Here is a 16,660-nt window from a genome sequence, read left to right on the forward strand (position 1 = left end):
GGCGGGAGACGATACCGTCCCCCGCCTTGCGCCATTCCCCGTTTTGCTCGCACAACCCTACAGGTTATCCCTCACCCATTGGATGTTGCCCTGCACGGTGGCTATGAGCTCTTCGAGGTCGTCGAACTTGCGCATGGGTCGCAACCAGTGCAGGAACTCCACCTTGATGGGCTTTCCGTACAAGTCGCCCGAGAAATCGAGCAGATGCACTTCGCAGGTGGCCGTCGCGCGATCGGCGAACGTAGCCGCCACACCCACGTTGACCGCAGCCTTGTAGCGAGCGCCGTCGACCACGGCCCACGCGGCGTACACGCCGTCGCCTAGCGGGCGCAGCTGATCGTCCACCACCAGGTTCGCCGTCCGAAATCCCAGGTCCGCGCCCTCTCCGCGCCCGGGCATCACCGTTCCCGTCATGAAGTACGCGCGTCCTAGAAGCCGGTTCGCTTCCTCGATGGCGCCGTCGGCCAAAAGCAGGCGGATGCGCGTGGCCGTTATGGGCGCGCCGTCTTCGCTCTTCAGGCTATGAGCGCGCACGTGCGTGCCCTCGACAGAGCCCCACGCATCCAGGTCGTCAACGGTCCCTGCCGCGCGAGCTCCGAACTTGAAGTCGAACCCCACGTGCAGAAACGCCGGCGGCGTACCGTCGAACGTCTGCACGAGAAAGCGCTCGGGCGAAGACGCCGCGAATTCCCGCGTGAAAGGAAGCGCTACCACCGCGTCCACGCCGGTTTGCGCCAGCATGGCCAAGCGCTCGTCGTTCGTCATGAGCTTCTTGAGCCGATCGGGGTGAAACACCTCGTCAGGATCGATGTCGAACGTCAGCGCCACGCTGCGTCCGCCGCTTTCGCGCGCCGTCTCGCGCGCGCAGTCAAGCAGGAACCGATGCCCGCGATGCACGCCGTCGAACACGCCGAACGCGCACGACGCGCCGGAGAAGAACGCATGGTCGAAAGATTCGTCCGCCCTATAGATCTTTGCCACGAGACACCCCCGTCTGAAACACGCAGCGCGCCTGATACGCATCGCGCGCCTGATCGTAACCGTACAGCGCAACCAATTTGTTGTCGGCAATCACCGCAACCGTCTCCCCGTCCTTCGGACCCGTGCAGCTTTCGCGCACGCCCGAGGTGCATGCGCACAGCTCAAGATCGGCCGTCGAGCGACGCCGCTCGTACAGGGGATGCGCCGAAGCAGGCAATGGAGAGCCGTTCGCCACCTTCGGGACAGCCGCATCCTGCGCGAACAGGAAGCGCCCGCCCAAAAGCCGAATGGGATCGAGCGCGGCGCGGTCCTTGAGCTCCGCGAGCACGTCCAAGCTGACGCACTCTTCCAAGTCGAGCGTCCCCAGGCGCGTCCGCTCCAACGCGGCGACGTGAGCCGGGCAGCCGAGCGCCACCCCCACGTCGCGCGCCAATGCGCGAATATAGGTGCCCTTCGACACGTGGAACGCCACGTCCCAGGTGGGAAGCTCGTCGCCGCGGCCCTCGCGCACCTCGAGCAAGCGCGCCTCGTACACCTCGATGTCGCGCGGAGCCAGGTCGATGATATTGCCCGCACGCGCAGCTTCGTAAGATTTCTTCCCGTTCACCTTGATGGCGGAATACGCCGGCGGCAACTGCTTGCTAGCCCCCACCAGTCCCGCCACGAACGAAGCGGCGAAGACGGGGTCGGTCACGCAAGCCGGAACGTCGCCCGTCCGCGTCACGCGGCCCTCGGCATCGTCGGTATCGGTCCCCACGCCGAACGCGATGGTCACACGGTAGTGCTTGTCGTGCGCGGTCAAATACGACCCGAGCCTGGTGGCGGGGCCGATACAGATGGGAAGCACCCCGGTTGCCATGGGGTCGAGCGTGCCCGTATGCCCCACGCGACGCTCCCCGAATATGGTCCGGCATCGATTCACCACGTCATGCGAACTCATGCCGCCGGGCTTGTTGACCCCGACGACCAGCGAAAGCCCCGATGTTCCCCGCTTCACCCCGTGCACGCCCCTTCGCCAGCCTTGGCCCCAACCGTCTTCTCCAATGCGGCGTCCACCAAGGCCACCGCTTCGTCCAAGGAGCATTCGAGCGTGAATCCCGCAGCAGCCCGATGCCCTCCCCCGCCGAACGTGCGAGCGAGCGTCGCAACGTCGGTGTCGTCCTTCGCGCGCAGGCTTCCGCGCACGACGTCTCCCTGCTCGCGCAGCATGCAGGCAACGCGCACGCCCGACACTGCGCGCAGCGCGTCGATGATGGGCTCGGCGTCGGCCTTCACCGCGCCTGCCGACTCGAAATCGTCAAGGGACAGCCAGCTCATGGCGTACGCGCCGCCGGCTCCAAACCGCATGCGGCCCACGGCGACGCCTTCAAGGCGCACCGAGGGGAGCGAGCGATTCTGGAAGATGGCCCGCGAAACGAACGCCGGGTCGGCGCCCGCTTCGACCATCTGAGCCGCGGCGCGCATGGCGGCCGCGTCGGTGTTCTGATACTGGAAGCGCCCCGTGTCCGTGACCAGCCCCGTGTAGCAGCACAGGGCGACGTCTCCCGAACGGTCGACGCCGAGCAGCCCCGCCACGTCCCACACGAGCACGGTGGTAGACGCCGCGTCCGGATCCACGTACACCAGGTCGGTCATCGTGGTATCCACCGCATGGTGATCGATGGTGACCGCAAGGTCGCATTGGTCGCGCAGCGCGGCCGCAGCCTCGGCGATGCGCTCGCGCGTGGGCACGTCCACGGCCACGAACGTGCGCGCAGGCCCTTCGTACAGCTCGGCCGGAACAAGATCGTCGGCACCAGGCAGGAACCGCAAGCGCTCGTCGATCGGCTCGTTTTTGGCAAGCACGCACGTCACGCGCTTGCCAAGCTGCCGCAATGCGGCAGCGAGCGCAAGCTGCGACCCGATGCAATCCCCGTCGGGGCTCACGTGCCCGCACAGCACGAAGTCATCGCGCTGCTTGAACGCCGCGGCAAGCGCCGCAAGATCGGTATTCGTTTGGGGGGTAACGGACATACGGTCTCCCTGCTATTCGTCGGCCGATTCCGCCACCTGCGCGCCAGCGCGCTCGTCTGCAAGGGGGTCGGCGTCGGCGGGCACGTCCGCATCGGTCGGCTCGTCCACCTTGTTGCGCGCGGCATCGCGCTCGAGCGCCGTAGCAATGCGCTCGGCCTGGTCGACGCTGCGATCCAGCAAGAAGCGCAGCTCGGGAGCGATGCGCCACGACAGTTTGCGAGCCATGAGCGAGCGGATGCGGCCCGACGCCTTGGAAAACGCCGCCGCCACGTCCTCGTAGCGCTCGGGCTCGGTGGTGTAGAACACGTTGCACACGCTGCGGTCGTAGCTGACCTCGCAGCCCGTGATGGTCACGAGCTCAAGGCGGGGATCGGATATCTCGAACAAAAGGATGCTCGCGATGACCTCGCGGGCCTGCTCGTTCACCTTGCGGTTGGAAGAACTCTGTTTCATGATGCCATCTCCTTCCGAAGAGGGGTTATGCGCAAAACGCGCTCGTCAAGCCCAGTGTAGCGTGGAACGTTTGACGAGCGCGCAGATTATTGCAGTGACGGAGAACGGTTACTCGGTCCGCTCGACTTCCTTGATCTGGTAGCCTTCGATGTGGTCGCCCACCTTGAGGTCCTGGAACTTCTCGATGCCGATGCCGCACTCGTAGCCCTGCTTCACGGACTTCACGTCGTCCTTGAAGCGACGCAGCGAAGCCATGACGCCCTCGAAGATCACCGTGCCGTCGCGGACGATGCGCACCTTGTCGTCGCGGTTGATCTCGCCCTCGATGATGTAGCAGCCGGCGATCGTGCCCACCTTCGGCACCTTGAACGTGTCGCGCACCTCGGCGATGCCAGTGTCCTCTTCCACGATGTCCGGGGACAGCAGGCCCACGCGCGCCGCATTGATCTCCTCGATAGCCTGGTAGATGATGCGATACAGGCGGATGTCCACCTTCTCCTTCTCGGCCTGCTGCTTGGACTTGCCGGTCGGGCGCACGTTGAAGCCGATGATGATGGCGTCGGAGGCCGAGGCCAGCGTAACGTCGGTCTCGGTGATGCCGCCTACGGCCGAGTGCACGATGTTGATGCGCACCTCGGACTGGTCCATCTTCTCGAACGCGTCGCGCAGCGCCTCGATGGAGCCCTGCACGTCGGCCTTCACGATGAGGTTCAGGTCGGTTTGCTTGCCCTCCTCGATGCGGCTGAACAGATCGTCCAGGCTCATGTGGGACTTGGCGTCCTGCTCGGCCAGGCGGGCGCGCAGCGCGCGCTCCTCAGCCAGCTTGCGCGCATCGCGCTCGTCGGCGAACACGCGGAACTCGTCGCCGGCGGTGGGAACGCTGTTCAGACCCAGAATCTCCACCGGATCCGCCGGAAGCGCCTCGTCGACGTGCTTGCCGCGCGGGTCGACCAGCGCACGGACGCGGCCGTGCGACGTGCCGGCCACCACGACGTCGCCCGGATGGAGCGTGCCGCGCTGGACGAGGACGGTGGCCACGGGGCCGCGACCCTTGTCGAGGTTCGCCTCGATGACGAAGCCGGAAGCCTCGGCGTTGGGGTTCGCCTTGAGTTCGAGCACATCGGCCTGCAGCAGGATGGTTTCAAGCACGTCGTCGATGTGCAGGCGCTTCTTGGCCGACACCTCCACGAACATGTTGGAACCGCCCCACTCCTCGGGGATGATGCCGTATTCGGTAAGCTCCTGGCGCACGCGATCGGGGTTGGCGCCCGGCTTGTCGATCTTGTTCACGGCCACCACGACGGGGACCTCGGCGGCCTTGGCGTGGTTGATGGCCTCGATGGTCTGCGGCATGACGCCGTCGTCAGCGGCAACCACCAGGACGATAACGTCGGTGACCTGGGCGCCGCGAGCGCGCATGGCCGTGAACGCCTCGTGGCCCGGCGTGTCGATGAACGTGATCTGACGGCCGTCGATCTCGACGACGGACGCACCGATGTGCTGCGTGATGCCGCCGGCCTCGCTGGCCACCACGCCGGTGTCGCGGATGGCGTCCAGAAGCGACGTCTTGCCGTGGTCGACGTGGCCCATGACGGTGACCACGGGCGGACGCGACTTGAGGTCCTCGTCCTTGTCGTGGTACACCACCGCGTACTCCTCTTCGGGAGACACGACGCGCACCTTGCGGCCCATGTCGTCGGCGATAAGCTCCACCAGGTCGTCGCTCATGGACTGCGTCAGCGTGAGCACCTGGCCCAGCATGAACAGGCGCTTGATGATGTCGTTAGGCTGCACGCCCAGCAGCTCGGCGAACTTGCCGACGGTCGAGCCCTGCGGGATCTCCACCACGGAGTCGTCGAGCACCAGCTCGGGGTCGAGGCCCTTCTCGATGGCCTCCAGCTCCAAGCGTTCGCGCGTCTCGGCCTCGCGCTTCTGCTTGCGCTTCTTGCGGCGGCCTTCGCCCTCGCTCGACGTGGTGGCGGCGGCAACGGCGGCGCGGGCCTCGGCCAGTACCTTGTCGCGCTGCAGCTTCTCGGCCTGCACGGCCATCTGGGCATAGCGGTCCTCGGGCTGGGTCTGCTGCGCCTCCAGCTCGGGAACGATCTGCTCCACGTGGCCGCCCTTGCGGCCGTGCTTCTTGGGAGCACGGTCGGGCTTGCCCGACTTGCGCGCGGAGGACGCTTCCTGCTTCTGCGCCTCGATGCGCTGCTTCTCGGCCTCGATCTGCGAAAGCAGCGAGTCGAAGCCGGACGCCTTCTTGGCGCCCAGCACCGGAGCGGGCTTCTTGGGCGCCGGAGCGGACTTGCCGCCCTTGCCGCTGCGCTGGCGCAGCGCTTCCTCGACGGCCTGCTTCTTGGCAACCTCGGCGGCCATCTTGGCCTGACGGGCGCGAGCGCGGGCTTCCGCAGCCTCGCGGGCTACGCGCTCCTTCTCGCTCTCGATCTGGCTGGCCAGGCTCTCGAACGGCGACGACGCCGGAGCTTTGCGCGGATGGTCGCCCTCGTCGTGGGAGCCGCCCTCGTCGGACGGGCCCTCTTCGGCGCGACGGGCGCGCTCGGCCTCGCGGGCGGCGCGCTCCTGCTCCACGGCTTCGCGGCGGGCGCGCTCTTCCTCGGCGCGCTTGCGCTCGGCCTCGGCGCGCTCTTCCGCCAGCTTCCTGGCCTCTTCGTCCTCGAGCTGGCCCGCGCGCTGCTTGATCTCGGGCTCGAGGTTCTTGCGGATCTTCTCAACGTAGGCGTCGGCGAGCATGCTCGCATGGCTCTTCGCAGGGATCTTCATCTGTTGCAGCTTGTCGAGCAGCTCTTTGCTCGACATATCGAATTCCTTCGCCAACTCATGTACGCGCATGCTGGCCATATACCACTCCTCTACTTCTTAATTCGCTTCGCGCGAGGCCGTTGCGACGTCGGCAGCGATCCGTTCGTACTCATCGCCGCCGAGCGTCGTCTTGAGCGCCCGGTCGAGCTTTTTCTTCTTGCATGCGGCGGCGAAGCATTCTGCGGAGCAAACGTACGCCCCCCTGCCCGGCGCACGGCCGGTCCCGTCGAACGACACGGTGCCCGAAGGATCGCGCACGATGCGCAGAAGACCGGCTTTCGCCGCCGGCGTTCCGCATGCGATGCAGCTGCGCTGCCCCTTAGTCGTCGTCGTGTTCATTCGCAAGGCCGCCTACCTGGTAACTCTTAAGCCTCGTCGAGGTCCGCGTGGACGCCGCAGTAGCGGCTGCCCGGACGAGCGTGGTTGCGGCAGCGAACGCCGTCCTCGCCCACGTACGAGCACAAGCCCGCCTCGTCGTCCACGTCTTCCTCGTCGATCAGCATATTGCCCTCGGAGGGAAGCTGCTCGCTTGTAAAGCTTGCGCTCTTGATGTCGATGTGCCAACCCGTCAAGCGCGCGGCAAGGCGGGCGTTCTGGCCCTCTTTGCCGATAGCCAGCGACAGCTGGTCGTCGGGCACGACCACCGTGGCGTAGTGGTTGTCCTCGTCGATGATGACGCGCGTCACCTTGGCGGGCGACAAAGCGTTGGCCACGTACACGGCCGGATCCTCTGCCCACTGAATGACGTCGACGCGCTCGTTGCGCAGCTCTTCGACCACCATGCGCACGCGGCTGCCCTTGGGGCCGACGCACGCGCCCACCGGGTCGAGGTTCGCCTCGCGCGAAGCCACGGCGATCTTGGAGCGGGCGCCCGGCTCGCGTGCGATCGACTTGATCTCCACCATGCCGTCGTAGATCTCGGGGACCTCGATCTCGAACAGGCGACGGATCAGATCGGGATGCGTGCGGGACACGACGATAGCCGGACGGGCCTGCTCGCCGCGCATCTTCGGCGCATCGGAATTCGGGTCGCGCACTTCGATGATAAGCACCTTGAGGCGCTGGTTGTGACGGTAGTGCTCGCCCGCCGGGCGCTCGTTGCGCTCGTTGGGGCTGCGCTTGACGTCGTAGTGCGGAAGCTCCGCCTCCACGCCGTCGCGAATCTTGATGATAGTGAACTCGGGCGTGCCCTGCAGCACCGTGCCCGTGACCAGGTCGCCCACGCGGCTGGAGAACTCCTCGTAGATGGACTGACGGCCCGCTTCGCGCACGATGGAGGCGATGACGCCCTTGGCGTTCTGCGCGGCGATGCGGCTCACGTCGGCCGGCGTGACGTCGCGCTCCTCGAACTCAAGGTACTCGCCGGTTTCCTCGTCGGGCTCTCCCACCGGAACCAGCTCGTACACGTAGATGTGCCCCGTCTGGCGATCGATGGTCACGCGAGCATCCCACTCGAGGTCAAGAATGCGCTCGTAGCTCTTCGCCAGAGACACCTCCAGGCGCTCGATGAGATAGAACTCGTCGATCTTGCGTTCGTGGGCCAGCGCCTGCAAAGCCTCGATCAATTCTGAACTTGCCACGTCTTCGCTTCCTTTCCTCTTAAGCTCAAGCCTTCGAGCTGAAATCGATCATGCCCTTGAGATGGGCGCGCTTGATGGTGTCGAGCGGGATCTGCACGGAGGAGCCGTCCACGTCGAGCGTCACGACGCCCTCGCCAGCCCCCTGGATGGCGCCCGTCCACGTGCCGCGGCCGTCGAGCGGCTGCGCCTTGACCACGGCCGTCTGCCCCGCATAACGCGCGAAGTGCTCGATCGTGCGCAGCGGGCGGTCGATGCCGGGCGAGGACACCTCGAGCGTGTACGCTCCGGGAAACGGGTCCAGCTCGTCCATGATGTCGTTGATCCACGCCTGCGCGGAGGACAGCTCGTCAAAGCTCACGCCCTCGGGCGTGTCTATGAACACGCGAATGGTCGGGGCCTTCTTGGCGCCGACGACCTCCACGGTCACGACCTCCACGCCCTCCTGAGCCGCACGGGGTTCCAGCGCGTCAAGCAGCTGTTGTTCCTTTTTGCTGAGCACGCCTTCTCCTTTCTGTGCCCTAACATACAAAGAAAGCGGGTGAAACCCACTTTCTCGTCTGCGAAAGTATGGTGCGCGCCGTCGCGCGCTTGCTGTTCTGCAATGCGCGAATATTTATACCATACGGCCCGCGTTTTGCCTAGTCTTGCCAAGAAGCTGCCCGCAAGTTCCCCACATTTTGCGCGAGGGCCGCGCGAAGGGGCCCGCGCAGCCGAATCCGGACCCCTGCCGGCAAAATCGCCGAGGGACCGGCCGTTTGGGCGCAGGCACGGCGCACCCGTCCTCCTGCAACTCGAACGGACGAACCCCGGCAGCGATTCCGCCGGGGCTCGAAGCCTGGCTACACGTCCGCGCGAGCGGAATCCTCCACGTTCATGTCCATGGTCTGGAATCGGTTCTGCATGTACTCGTTGTCGAAGTGCTTGGCGTAGAACTGCTCGATGGGCGTCTCGGGGGCCTTCCCCGCCATGCGCTGGTACCAGCAGTCGATGGACTGGATGCTCATGATGCCGTCCACCAGCATGAGCGCCGCGCACACGGCCGTCACGCCGTAGCGCCAGTTCCACGGGATCATGTTGATCAGCTTGAGCAGCTGCGGCAGCAAGAGCTTGATCCACGCCATGCCCAGCACGCCCCACATCACCATGAACACGAAGTTCGTGCGCCCGTCGATGGACAGGAACGATCCCGTGTAATCCCATGCGCGGATGCCGAAGGCGAACTCCATGATCCAGCTGGTGAAGAACTCGAACGCACCGCCGATGACGGCGCTCACCAAAAAGACCACCCAGATAGGCTTGTCATGGAAGCGGTTGAGCGCGATGGTCATGAGCAGCGCGCCGAAGCCGTAGATGGGCGAGAACGGCCCGAACAGCATGCCGGCGCGGTCCTGGTACTCGTGGAACAGAATGAAATGGTAGATCGTCTCGATGACAAGACCCAGGATGCAGCACACCACGAAGATCCAGAACAGGTTGAAGAAGTTCAGCGTGATGAATCCTTTTTTGGGCTTGCGCTGTCGCGCGACCTTGCGCTCCTGGGCGCGCTGCTCCTTGTCCATCTTCTTGAGCTTGTGCTGCAGCCGACGCTCCTCCACCAGTTGCGGGTCGAGGTACGCGGTCACCGCAATGAGGATGACCAGCTGGATCAGGTACCCGATGTGATGGGCGGAAAGGCCGAACAGCATCATGGTGCCGATGATGGACAGCACTGTCAAAGCGACCAGCGTGTTGGCCGCGGCCGCCGCATGCTCGCGCCGGTTGCGGATCAGGCGGTAGCCCAAGAACACGAAGAGCACGGCGGTGACCACGAGCACCACCATGAGGGCGGAGAAGATGATCACCGACGCCATGCGGTAGCCTTCGCCGCCGATGCCCTGGACGAACGCCAGGACCACCGGGATCAGATCGCCCAGCGACGTCAGGCCGCCCAGTATGCACAGCACGCCGAACAGCTTCAAAAGCCAGGGCATGCGCCCGTCTTCCTTGTTGTTCCCCTCTTGCATTCCCATTCCTTTCGATCGAGCGGCGCCGCCGTCTTCGACGGTCGGGCACGCAGCCTTCTTTCTACTGTGCAGCCGCTTCACGCTTGCGTTGCAGGGTCCTCGGAAGCCGAGGCGCCGGCAAGCACGCGACGAAGACGCTTGAACCCTCTGAAGAACCGATAGTTCAGTATATCAACCGCGCCGTCCACCAGCCCCATGTCGACGCCCGACATGGCAAGCGTGCGAAGCGGCGTGTCCCTGACCATGCGCTCGGCCGCCGCGCGCGCCGCAGGGTCGCTGCGCGCGAGCAGCTTCAGCTCGTGGCGCAGAATCCAATGCACGGCGCATCCCACGAGCGACGCCTTGAGATCCCCTACCGTCGCATTGGGCGTGTAGGGGCGCATGGCAACGATGACCTTGGGATACGGCTTGGCGTACAGCGCCCTGAACGCCTCGTCGGCAAATCCCGAGGCATGCACCGCGCGATACGCCTGCGGCACCGCTTGCCCCGCGCGGGGAACGCCCGCCACGTCGAGGGCGACGCGCAGCCGCACGTCTTGGCTGGAAGCGGACACCCGCACATCGTAAGCGCCCTCGAACACCTCCCAAGAGGACGTTTCAGGATCGTAATGCGCGAACGCCCGTCGAGGAAGCGCCAGTTCGACACGGCGCTCCTCGCCCGGCTCAAGCGCCACCTTCGCGAACGCCTTGAGTTGCTGAACAGGGCGGATTCCCGCGTTGTCGAGCGGCGCCACGTACAGTTGCACGGCCTCCCTGCCGAACCGATCCCCTACGTTTCGAACCGTGCAAGACACGGCGAACCCATCGTCGACCGCCTCGATATGCAGGTTCTCGTACGAGAAGCGGGTGTAGGACAGCCCGTGCCCGAACGGGTAGGCCACCTCCACGCCGGCGGCATCGTAGTACCGGTAGCCGGAGAACACGCTCTCCCGATAATGCGCCTGCCTTCCGGTAGCCGGGAAGAAGTCCGCGCACGGCGTGTCGACCAGGCGCACGGGCCAGGTTTCCGCAAGCTTGCCCGAAGGGTTCGCGCGACCGAGCAGCACGTCGGCGGTCGCCTTCCCGCCGCAGCAGCCCGCCAAGTAGCTCAGCAGGATGGCGTTCGGACGGTCGCGCCAAGGAAGCTCTACGGGCGACCCGCCCTGCAGAACCACCACGGTGTTCGGGTTGGCCGCGCACACGCGCTCGACCAGGCTGTCATGGCCTTCGGGCAGACCCATGTGGGAGCGGTCGGCTCCTTCCGACTCCGATGCGTCCGGCAGCCCGACGAACACCACGGCCGCATCGCAGCGCCGCGCGACCGCGGCGGCCTCCTCAAGCTGCGCCTCGGTTGCCGCGCCCGTTTCGCGATCGTAGCCTTCAGCGTACGAGCATGCGGCTTGGGCGGCGACCAGCTCGTCGAACGCGCAGTCGAGCGAAACGGGGTTGATCTTGGACGACCCCGCCCCCTGGTAGCGCGGGTGCTTTGCGAACGCGCCGATCACCGCGATGCGCGCGCCCGGCTCAAGCGGCAGGGCGCCCTCGTTCTTCAAGAGCACCGCCGACTGCTCGGCAACCTCGCGCGCGACCTCGAGGCGCGCGTCAAGATCGCGGATCCGGACGATGTCGCGCGCACGCTCGTGCTTGTCGTGCAGCTGAAGCACGCGGCGCACGGCGTCGTCCAAGCGCTCGCGGGATATGCGGCCCGCGCGCACGGCGTCGGCCACGTCAAGGCGATAATCGGGGCGAACCCCGGGCATGACCAGGTCCAATCCCGCCGGCAGGCTGTCGGCGTTCGAGCTTTCGGCGCCCCAGTCGCACACGTAAGCGCCGTCGAAGCCCCACGCCTTGCGGCCAACCTCTTCCATAAGCCAAGGGTTCTCGGAGCAATACGTGCCGTTGATCAGGTTGTACGCGGTCATAATGGTCCAGGGCTTGCCCTGTTCCACAGCCAGCCGGAACGGCTCCAGGTACAGCTCGTGCAACGCCCGCTCGTCCACCACCGAATCGGAGATGAGACGGTGCGTTTCCTGATTGTTGCACGCGAAGTGCTTGAGCGACGTGCCCACGCCGCGGCTCTGCACGCCTTGGATGTAAGCCGCGCCCAGCGTGCCGGCCAGAAAGGGGTCCTCGCTGAAATACTCGAAGTTGCGACCGCACAACGGGCTGCGCTTCATGTTCACGCCGGGGCCCAGCACCACGGCCACGCCCTGTTCGCGCGCCTCGTCGCCTATGGCCTCCCCCATGCGCCGCAACAGGTCGACGTCGAACGAGCACGCCGAGGCGCTGGCCGTGGGAAAGCACACGGCGGGATTGCTTTGGGAAAGCCCCAGGTTGTCGGCCGCGCCCGACTGGTGACGCAAGCCGTGCGGGCCGTCGGACACCTCGATAGGGGCAACGCCCAGCCGAGGACAGCCGCCGAGGACCCAGTAGCCCTCGCCGGTCAGGCATGCGCACTTCTCTTCGAGCGTCATCTGCTCGAGCACCGATTCGACGTCCATAAGGCCTCCTCTCCTTGCGCCCTGCTACGACAGCGGTTCCGGACCGGCGTCAAGGCCGCCGTGGGCCAGCGCATCGACGAACACGCGGTAATCAGCTTCGTTCTGGTCGGCGTAGGCGCGCGCGAAATCGGCTACGGCCCGGTCGAACGAACCCGATGCTCCCAGGTAGCCTGCGATGGCGCACCGATCGCCCGTGCGCGCATGAGCGCGCGCGAGCGTCCAGCCGCACAAACGGCCCGTGGCCTCGATCTCGGCGGCGGGCGCCGTTTCAAGATCGGTCGACGTCTTCCAATCCCAAAGCTGCCGTACGTAGTAATCGCGCTGGCGGCCCGTCTCGTCCGGCGCGCTCGTCCATCCGAGCAGCACGTCCCCCGCAGCCTGCATGAGCCGCTGCCCCTGCACCACGCGCTGGCCGTGGGACGCCCATCCGCTGGGTCCGCAATAACGCTCGAGCACCGAAGCCTGCGCTTCTTTCACCTGCAGCACAAGCGGATCGCGCACGTCTCGACCCACAAGCGCGATAATCCACGCTCGCGTGCCCACGCTTCCCACGCCCACCACCTTCTGGGCGGCGTCAAGATATTCGTACTGATCGAACAGGCAGCATCGCTCGGGCGCAAGGCTTTCACGGTACCCCTCCAGAAGCTCGATGAGCGAGGCGGCCACGCGATCGGCCTCGGCAACGGACGAGAACCGATCGAGCGGAACCACGTTGGGGGGATCGAACGCGATGGTCGCTCCTGCTTCGCCCACCTGCACGAACCGGCCGAACGCACGGGCGCTCGTCTTCGAGAAGGCGCGTTCGAGCTGCTTGCGCACGCGGCGCTCCTCCTTTGCGGAAGCGCCCTGCAAGGCATGCGACAGCACCTCTTCCACATCGAGGCGCGCGCTGTGCACGTCAAGGGCCCCTTTGCGCGCGAACGAGGCCATGGCCTCGCGGTAGGCCGCCGTCGCAGAGCGCACCGCAGCGCGACGCCAACTGGGCTTGAAGCCGCGGTTGCGCCCGCATATCTCGATGCTTGCAGCCAGGCGCTTGACATCCCACTCCCACGGCGCAGGTGCGGTTTCGTCGAAATCGTTGACGTCGAACACAAGGCGCCGATCAGGTGCCGCGAAACCGCCGAAGTTCGCTATATGCGCATCGCCGCACGCCTGCACCGCCAAGCCGGTGGAAGGAGTGCGCGCAAGGTCGGCCGCCATGCCCGCCGCGTTGCCGCGGAAGAAGGCGAACGGGGACACGCTCATGCGCAGATGGCGCTCGGGCAGCAGGTAGCGCAAGCGATCCGCCTCCTGCTCCCTCAAAAGGTCGATGACCTGGGAGCGACCCGCTTGCACGGACCAGGCGGCATGGGATGCGCGCGGAACGGCGTCGCGCAGGGCCTTGCCGCGGGAAAGCCCGCTTCCGGCGGCCGCGCTGCAATCGCAATCAAGCTTCATGGGACCATCCCTTCCGAGCGCGCGAAGCGCTCTGACCGCATACTGCCGCTTCGTGCAAGGCGCAGTGGAGAGTACAGTATAGGCGAGCGGCGCCGCAACGCCCGCCTTCCGCGAAACAGGGCGCATCAACCGCGAAATCGGTCGCTTCGGCAACAGAGGACGCGACCCCCTTCTCCGCAGGTCGCATCCACGAAGTACCGGTGGTACGCCTCGTGCATCTTGCGTCGCTCCTTCACGCGTACGGGAACGCAGGTGCCGTCGTTCAACACGAAGTCGTCCCGCACGTCGGCGATGTAGTCCATATTGACCAGGCAACTGCGATGGCAGCGCAGGAAGCGGTCGTCATCAAGCTGATCCTGCACGTCGCCGAGCTTGGCGAAACCACGATAGCAAGCGCCGTCCACGGTGTGCAGCAAGACCGCATGGTCGCGGCTTTCCAAATACAGGATGTCGCCGTAGGGAATGTAGCGACGCCCGGTTCCCACGCGAAACGCCAAGCGGGGAACGGAAGGCGGCAGCACTCGGTCGAACACGCGCTCGATCCCCTGTTCGCTTGCGGGCTTGATCAGGTAATCGGTTGCGCGCACCTCGTAGCTGTCCACGGCGTGCTCGCGCGATACGGTCAAAAACACGATATGCACGTTCGCGTCGACGCTGCGCAAGGCGCGCGCAACGGACAGGCCGCTCTCCCGCTCCAGGTACACGTCCAAGAACACGAGGTCGAAAGGCTCTTCCGCGGAATCCGCGATCAGCTTCTGGCCCGCAGCGTACTCTTCGCAGCTGGCATGGATGCCGCGCGCCTGCAAAACGCGATCGAGAACCGCGCGCAACTCGGTGCGGTGGACGCCCTCGTCATCGCAAATCGCTATCCTCAACTCGCCTTCCTGCCTTCCTCGCAAAGACGTGACCTTCTGGTTCTTACTCTGAACAGTTTACTCGCAATTTAACGGCACACCACTATTGACATGCGGCTATCGGCGACGAATCCGCCGCGATAGAACACTCGGGAGGCAGCGGCGCGAAGCTGAAGCGCCTCGTCAACTCCGCGCCGCCGCCCCGTTCCCAAGCTTCAGCACGAGGCGCACGACGATTGCGTCCTCGCCCGAATCGATCACCAGCGCGCCGTCGTGCGCCTCGACGATCTGGCGCATGGCGGGCAGGCCCCACCCGTGATCGCCCCCGTCGGACTTGCTTGTAGCATCGAACGATGCATCGGCGGGCATGACGTTCTCGCACCGTGCAACCAGCCGATCGCCTTCGACGCGCATCGCGAAGTCCACGTACGGACGCCGATGCCCCGCAAGGCGCGCACGATCGCACGCCTCCGACGCGTTCGACAGCATGTTGGACAGCAGCACCGCAAGCTCGGTGTCGCGCAACGGCAGCTCCTCGGGAACGCGCACGTCGCACCGCACTTCAACGCCCCGCTCCTGAGCAGGCGCCAAATACCCCGTCAGAGCCGCGTTCACCACCAGGTTGCCCGAATAGCGAACCGGAGCCGTGGCATCATGGCCGCAAGCAAGCTCGTCCAGATAGGATCGGCATCGATCGAAAGCGCCCTCTTCAAGCAGGCCCCGCAACGCTTCCACGTGATGGCGCAGATCGTGGCGCGCCATCCGGGTGGCTTCTTCGGCACGGCGCATGTGCAGCAAACTGTCCTTCGCGGCACGAACCTGCACGGACAGCTCCCGCACCTGCTCCTGCGCGGCGCTCATCCTCCTTACGCGAACGACCAGCATGCAGGCGAACACGGCGACCATGGCCAAGGCCGCGTACTCCTGCTGCCAAAGGCCGTACAGTGGCTCGTACGCGTTGTCGTCTAGCAGGTTCGCGCCCAAAGAGGCTCCCAAAGCCGCGCACGCGCACAAGATGTAGCGCGCCTCGGGGCTGCGCGACCCCAAGCCGATCGCCGCGCAGGCCGTCAGCATGACCCAGCATCCCAGCCTGAGCAAGGTTTGGTACACGCCGTACGCTTCGATGGTAGCCGGCCAAAGCGGAATGACCGCGGCCACCCATACGAGCGTGACCAGCGGAAAAACGAGCATAATCCACCGGGCAGCGCGTGCCCGCGACCGATCGAGCACGCCGGTCGAGCGCATCGCCACCGACGCCGCGCACACGAACACCGCCGTCCATGCCGCATCTTCCAGAGCGTAGACCCACGGGTCCCCCAAGCCCAGGCGCCACGCGATCCCCCGCCAACCCGCAACGGACAAAGCCAAGCACAGCAGGCCGAAATCCCGTACGACCGGATCTTCCCCGCGGCGCCCGTACACGGCGAACGCGAACAGCGCCGAAACGAGCGGAAGCAGCACGAGTACGCCCGACAGCAGGGAGTTCGCCAACTCAACCTGTGCGATAGCCTGCGCCGAACCGATAAGGGGCGGGTACACAAGGCCGCTGTAGTAATGGGATTGGTTGCGAACCTCCAGCACAAGCTCGGTATGCTCGCCCACGATCAAAGCCGCTTCCGGGCCCATCTTGTCCGACGCCACCGAAATCCCGTTCGCGTACAGCGTGTAGTCGGTGAACACTTCGGGCAGCAGGATGACGAGCGCGCGCTCGGCGCGCGATCCTTCGTAGCGCACGTCCAAACGGTACGTCGCGCTGCCGAACGCTGACGTACCGTTCGGCAGGTACGAGAAGTTCGAGTACTGCCCGATGAACGTCTCGATCGGGGCGGACCCGTCCACGGAAACAAGCCAGCCGTCCACGAGCGGGACGGGCCGGGCCACGTCGTCGTCGGAAAGCGCGATCGAACCGTCGTCCCCGTACGGCGGAGGCGCAGCGTATTTGTTATCATGGAAGTACGTGAACGAAAGCAGGCAGCCGACCGCAAGAAACACGACCGCGGCAGGGACGAGCGCACGGGCGATAGCGCGAACCGACATAGTGC

13 protein-coding genes are annotated in these 16,660 nt (G+C 65.8%); all 13 read right to left on the reverse strand.

Annotation, left to right across the window (positions count from 1 at the left end):
- Positions 1 to 57: 57 nt before the first annotated feature.
- Entirely contained in the window at positions 58 to 981 is a 924-nt protein-coding gene (gene ribF / locus ACTQZK_RS06710) for a riboflavin biosynthesis protein RibF (protein WP_114566931.1), read from the reverse strand.
- Positions 965 to 1,978, reverse strand: coding sequence for a tRNA pseudouridine(55) synthase TruB (gene truB / locus ACTQZK_RS06715; protein ID WP_258552631.1), 1,014 nt, complete (start codon positions 1,976 to 1,978; stop codon positions 965 to 967). Before truB ends, ribF begins: the two co-directional genes overlap by 17 nt.
- Complete coding sequence (locus tag ACTQZK_RS06720) at positions 1,975 to 2,994, reverse strand: DHH family phosphoesterase (protein ID WP_114566933.1); 1,020 nt, start codon at positions 2,992 to 2,994, stop codon at positions 1,975 to 1,977. Before ACTQZK_RS06720 ends, truB begins: the two co-directional genes overlap by 4 nt.
- Positions 2,995 to 3,006: 12 nt before the next feature.
- Positions 3,007 to 3,447 (reverse strand): 30S ribosome-binding factor RbfA, encoded by a 441-nt coding sequence (rbfA, locus tag ACTQZK_RS06725; protein ID WP_418831006.1) that lies wholly within the window; start codon positions 3,445 to 3,447, stop codon positions 3,007 to 3,009.
- Between the two features lie 108 nt (positions 3,448 to 3,555).
- The gene (gene infB, locus ACTQZK_RS06730) at positions 3,556 to 6,303 is read right to left on the reverse strand and encodes a translation initiation factor IF-2 (RefSeq protein ID WP_216529719.1); all 2,748 of its coding nucleotides are present in this window, start codon (positions 6,301 to 6,303) and stop codon (positions 3,556 to 3,558) included.
- Positions 6,304 to 6,321: 18 nt separating this feature from the next.
- On the reverse strand, positions 6,322 to 6,603 hold the full coding sequence (gene rnpM, locus ACTQZK_RS06735) for an RNase P modulator RnpM (protein ID WP_114566936.1): 282 nt from the start codon (positions 6,601 to 6,603) through the stop codon (positions 6,322 to 6,324).
- Between the two features lie 26 nt (positions 6,604 to 6,629).
- Positions 6,630 to 7,844: a transcription termination factor NusA gene (nusA, locus tag ACTQZK_RS06740; protein ID WP_114566937.1), complete on the reverse strand. Its 1,215-nt coding sequence runs from the start codon at positions 7,842 to 7,844 to the stop codon at positions 6,630 to 6,632.
- Between the two features lie 25 nt (positions 7,845 to 7,869).
- A complete protein-coding gene (gene rimP / locus ACTQZK_RS06745) occupies positions 7,870 to 8,343 on the reverse strand; it encodes a ribosome maturation factor RimP (protein WP_114566938.1) in 474 nt (157 codons plus the stop codon).
- Positions 8,344 to 8,683: 340 nt separating this feature from the next.
- Positions 8,684 to 9,847, reverse strand: a complete 1,164-nt coding sequence (locus ACTQZK_RS06750) for a putative ABC transporter permease (protein ID WP_114566939.1) — start codon at positions 9,845 to 9,847, stop codon at positions 8,684 to 8,686.
- Positions 9,848 to 9,924: 77 nt separating this feature from the next.
- The gene (locus ACTQZK_RS06755) at positions 9,925 to 12,327 is read right to left on the reverse strand and encodes a glycoside hydrolase family 3 C-terminal domain-containing protein (protein WP_441899010.1); all 2,403 of its coding nucleotides are present in this window, start codon (positions 12,325 to 12,327) and stop codon (positions 9,925 to 9,927) included.
- A gap of 24 nt (positions 12,328 to 12,351) precedes the next feature.
- The gene (locus ACTQZK_RS06760; protein ID WP_428420605.1) at positions 12,352 to 13,764 is read right to left on the reverse strand and encodes a DUF2252 domain-containing protein; all 1,413 of its coding nucleotides are present in this window, start codon (positions 13,762 to 13,764) and stop codon (positions 12,352 to 12,354) included.
- A gap of 125 nt (positions 13,765 to 13,889) precedes the next feature.
- Entirely contained in the window at positions 13,890 to 14,639 is a 750-nt protein-coding gene (locus ACTQZK_RS06765) for a LytR/AlgR family response regulator transcription factor (protein WP_428420603.1), read from the reverse strand.
- 162 nt (positions 14,640 to 14,801) lie between these two features.
- Positions 14,802 to 16,655 carry a sensor histidine kinase gene (locus ACTQZK_RS06770; protein ID WP_441899012.1) on the reverse strand — a complete coding sequence of 618 codons (1,854 nt, stop codon included), beginning with the start codon at positions 16,653 to 16,655 and terminating at the stop codon, positions 14,802 to 14,804.
- Positions 16,656 to 16,660 lie beyond the last annotated feature (5 nt).

Source organism: Paraeggerthella sp. LCP19S3_G8, from assembly GCF_052119225.1.
Taxonomy (GTDB): Bacteria; Actinomycetota; Coriobacteriia; order Coriobacteriales; family Eggerthellaceae; genus Paraeggerthella; species Paraeggerthella hominis.